General features: G+C 61.1%; 5 protein-coding genes and 1 tRNA gene. 4 read left to right on the forward strand and 2 right to left on the reverse strand.

The window, feature by feature from the left end; translation table 11 throughout:
- Window positions 1–628: 628 nt before the first annotated feature.
- Window positions 629–702, forward strand: a tRNA-Trp gene (locus ACLP25_RS01760).
- A 220-nt stretch (window positions 703–922) separates the two neighbouring features.
- Window positions 923–1,387, forward strand: coding sequence for a hypothetical protein (locus ACLP25_RS01765; protein ID WP_442467531.1), 465 nt, complete (start codon window positions 923–925; stop codon window positions 1,385–1,387).
- A 50-nt stretch (window positions 1,388–1,437) separates the two neighbouring features.
- Here ACLP25_RS01765 and ACLP25_RS01770 read toward each other — a convergent pair whose 3' ends face one another.
- Complete coding sequence (locus tag ACLP25_RS01770) at window positions 1,438–1,635, reverse strand: hypothetical protein (RefSeq protein WP_442467532.1); 198 nt, start codon at window positions 1,633–1,635, stop codon at window positions 1,438–1,440.
- A 227-nt stretch (window positions 1,636–1,862) separates the two neighbouring features.
- Between ACLP25_RS01770 and ACLP25_RS01775 the strand changes: the two genes are divergently transcribed.
- Window positions 1,863–2,129, forward strand: coding sequence for a hypothetical protein (locus ACLP25_RS01775; protein WP_442467533.1), 267 nt, complete (start codon window positions 1,863–1,865; stop codon window positions 2,127–2,129).
- Between the two features lie 651 nt (window positions 2,130–2,780).
- Window positions 2,781–2,972, forward strand: coding sequence for a hypothetical protein (locus ACLP25_RS01780; RefSeq protein WP_442467534.1), 192 nt, complete (start codon window positions 2,781–2,783; stop codon window positions 2,970–2,972).
- A 677-nt stretch (window positions 2,973–3,649) separates the two neighbouring features.
- Here ACLP25_RS01780 and ACLP25_RS01785 read toward each other — a convergent pair.
- Entirely contained in the window at window positions 3,650–3,961 is a 312-nt protein-coding gene (locus ACLP25_RS01785) for a hypothetical protein (RefSeq protein WP_442467535.1), read from the reverse strand.
- Between the last annotated feature and the right edge of the window lie 282 nt (window positions 3,962–4,243).

Below are 4,243 nucleotides of genomic sequence, written 5' to 3' on the forward strand. Positions count from 1 at the left end.
CCTGCCGCGGCGCACCTGGCCTTCAGACGCGCGACAAAAGAAACCAACCCGTCGCCGCAAGCGTCCAGGACATGCCTCGAATGCCGGTCCACTCCAGGCAGTTGAACCGAACCCACTTCTTCGAGCTCAATTCCAACGCAGCGATGATGGTGGAGTTGTAGTCAATGGCAGTCTGTGCTGATCCCGTGAATCGAGACATGTGACATCTCCCTGAGGTCCTCGACAGAGCAAGGATACCCGCCTCGGCCGCCGATCGCCCTCATAGGATCTGCACAAGGTCCGCCCTGAAGGGAGTTCGCCGCGACCGATTCAACGTCGCGAGTCGACGTAGAGCTGCCGGTGCTGATCGCGACCGCGAACCGCGCAAGTGGGAGGGCAAGCGGTCGTAGACCCGCACGATCGGGAGGGCATGGTTCCGCCCTGAGCAGCCCTTCCGATTGGGCTGCACCCTCGTGTTTGCTCCGTGACAGAACTGGCGCAACTCAGGCTATCGAAGAGCGACGCAAGAAGCGCGAGGGAAAAAAGGGCGATTTTGACGCATTGACTCCGTTCACGAGCGTTCCGATTGTCCGGCCGGCGGCGTGACCGAGTGATCACGGAGAAATTTATGTCCAGACTTGCGCGCGGCGTTGGCCAAAAGGCCTCCAGACCACGGGTTTCCAAAACCTGGGGTCAGGGGTTCGATTCCCTTCCGGGACGCCAACAAGAACAAATGGTTAGGTCGTTAGGCGGGTCCGGATTGTTTCCCCGAAAAAGCGATTGGGAAGCACATGGGAAGCAAGCCGCGCAGCGGCCCCGGTGGCGGCAGCCTGGCGAGGTGATTCGCGCCCGGACATCCCTAACATCATCCCATGGTCCGCATCGGCATCACTGACGCCGTATCTTGAAGCGAGTCGCCTAATAGTTGCCGGGAAGGCCATCCATGTCCGAAGTCGACCATGTAGCCGCCGAAAAGACCTACCGCGCTATCGGTCGCTTCATCTTCGAATTTTCCCAGGCTGAATACACGATCCGTCACTACCTTGCTCAGGAAATCGAACTCGCCGAAGAGCATTTCGTGGCTGTCATCGAGAGCTACGACGTAGCATTGCTTTGCACGGTCGCCAATGAAGTGTTCGGCAAGTCACGCGCGAACACGAACGCCGCTGCGATCAAAGAGCTTATCAACAATTTTCGCGAGCTTAATAACAACAGGAATCGCGTCGCGCACGGCTTGTGGGTTGCGTTCAAGGACGGCGGTATCGTTCACCACGTACCCCGCAACCTAAAATCCCGTAGTACGGCCGCCAATCAGGCTGCGGCGCTCGAAAAGCTCGCCGACGAGGCGTGTAACCTTCGCGCCGAGTTGGAGCGCGCGTTTTCGTACACCCCGCCCTGGTGGCCATGAGCGGTAATTGGGGTCGCCCGTAGCCTTACGCCCTTCCGGCCGGCATGAAGTTACTCTGACCGATGTTCGCGCTGGCCGGTCAGGCGAGCAATGACGCTCTCCAACCCCATCGTGACAGTGACACTCCCCTCGTGAGAGAATGAGATTAGGACGCGCTGCGGTTCGATTTCCGTCAGATTCACCACATGGTCGGGATTGATCGCAATCCGTTGGCCGCCTTCATGGACAAAAATGGGGTAAGTCACCATCGCCGCGCTCCTGCTTTCCGCTAACCATAGCACGGGAGGCGAGCGCCTCGGCGTCGGCCTGCGCAGGCCGGCGGGCGTCCCGGCGACGGCGGAGCCATAGAGCATCATCGGCCCTCAAGACCGCAGCCTACGCGGGCCGCTCGGCTGAGGTAACGTTTCACTTTGAAATTCGAGGCCATTGACATTCGCTCGCACCACGCCTGCGACCTGTGATAGGAACAAATGAGATGCTGATCAATCCAACTTTCAACACATCTCTGCTCCCGGACATGTGCCAGGAATTTCGCGATTTCATTGCGGACGAAATCCGCGCGCTTGAAAGCGGGGAACTGCGGTTCACAATCGCTAAGCCGGGGGAGCCTGAGAGGAACATTTCGCAGGACAAACTGAATGAGCGTCGGCATCGATTAGAAAAGCTGGACAAGCTCATTGCCGCCATGAAACCTGCCGAATTCCCCAATCAGACCAAAGCCTGGTTTTGCCACCGGACCTAAAGGCGAGAAGCGCCCCGCCCGACGTGGACGCGCACCCTGTACCCAGCCGCACATTCTCGTCGGTCCGCGCCATCGGCCTTATAGGTCAAAGAGAGCGCTGGACGGAACGTAGTACGGGGTTGATCGGCATCGATCGGCCATCGGCCGCCGCCCGACGGAGCAAATTCGCCCGCACTGCCGCCAGCGTCACCGACGCGGGCGCGAGGGGCGGGCGGTCATTCGAGCATCCGCATCTCCGTATCGACGCCGACCCTCTTGCCGGTCATGCGCGCCGCGATCAGCGCGACCCGCCGCCAGTGCACCCTTTGCTCAGTGAGTCCTGCCGCCCCACTTAGAAATTTCCGATTCCTCGGAGCGCGCCGTGATGAGGCGTTTTGCGATCGACTTCAGTTGGCGCATCCGCAACGGCCGTAGGCTAGGCGGTCCCTCGACGACAAGGGGAATCAATCGATCGTGCTCTCGTTGGAGGATTGCGATAGCCTCAGCGCTCTCCTGGAGCGTTTCGCGCATAGCTGCGCCGACCGAAGCATGGATCTGCACCGGGGAACTCCTCTTTGTTATTGCCGCCCATATTGATGTGCTGACGCTTCGCGCGCGGGGTTGGGCGCGGCGTCGAGGAATTCGAGCTAGCCTAACTTAAGCGCCACCCCGTTGATCCAGATCAAAGCGCTGACGCCGAAATTGATGATCCCCGGCAAAGAACAAGAACGAACGGCCGCCGAGTTAGCGGCAGTTGTGGACAATCGCTGGCGCTTTGCGTCATTCGTCGTCGCGCGCGTGCGGGCCGCAAATGCCCCGCATGGGCGGAAATCGATGCCGCGATTCGTCGGTCTGTCAGTTTGAAAACCAGAGCCCGGGCTCTCTCGCTCGCGCCCAAATCGCATAGATTTTGGCGATTTCCCCTCTTGAAACGGAATCGGTGGGGTTTGGTCCTATCCCGATCGCTGTCACCTCATGGCCGCAATCAATAAGTTGGCACGCAGCCTCGATTGCCGCCTCCGGCGTCGGGAAGCGAGCCGCGATGTCAGCCCCGTTCAGGCTATATTGAACGCGCCACGTCATTTACGGCGCCCAGGTTCGGTTCAAACTCAGGCCAACGCAAGTACGTAGTTATACTCACGTCTCCACTGAGCGTTCCCGCCCTGTTGACCCAGATCAATGCGCGCCCTCCCGCTCGCGATCTCGGCGCATAGGAACGGCCCGAGTCACCTCGACGGCCGCACGGAGTTCGATGGCGAAAAGGGTCTAGCCTCTGCGCCCAGTCTCATGGCGGCTTCCATGGCTAAGCGTTGAAGAAGCTCAGCCTTCAAATCCCCGCCCCGGCTCTGCTCCGCCGATGCCCGCCAGCCGCTTCATGACGACGAAGTCGGCCCGCTCCAGGTGCTCGACGAGCCGCTTGGCGAACCGCCTGGCCGCGCCGATCGCGCCCCCGGGTTCCGTCCAGAGCCAGAGGCCGCCCCTTGCGGTGGCTGCGCTCGATTAGCAATGGCCATGGTAGCGGCGGCTCGCAGGCGGATAGATCATTCGCGGTCCTTGAGCGGGGCAAGGCCGAGTTTTGCTCGCGCGGCGTCCCGGGTCTTCGACGTGTACGCGCGGATGTTGGGAACGGCCTCGTAGCCATGGTCGTACAGGAAGGCGCGGCTCTCGGCCAGCATGTCGTCCGTCGCGTCGAGCCATTGCAAGCGGGCCTTGTGGACCGTCTCCAGCGGGACGTCCGGATGGGTGGGAGGCGCATAGCCTTCTGACATCCACCAAGCGCGAGCCCCCTCATCGCTCGGGTTGCGGAACAGCGCTTCGCGCGCGGCCAGATACTCATCCAAGGTCTGCTTCATCGCGCCATTTCGCCTTATTCGCAGCCGATCCGGACGACGGGCAACGGGAAGTCGCTAAGGCTGTGGGAACCGATACGCGGCAATAGCCTTCCCCTCGAAGAGAGCCTTACGATATCCGGCCAGGAATCGCGATCGAAAGGGCCTGTGCATGACCGAGAAGCCGATGCCGGAGGCGGACTTATACGAGGCCGAGGAGATCGCCGCCGAGTATTTGCTGCACGCGGGCGAGGTCGCGCTCGGCGACCGCTGCGGGTGCGATTCATAGCGATGCAAAGTAGGTTC

This window comes from Roseiarcus sp., assembly GCF_052145395.1.
In the GTDB taxonomy this organism is placed as follows: Bacteria; Pseudomonadota; Alphaproteobacteria; order Rhizobiales; family Beijerinckiaceae; genus Roseiarcus.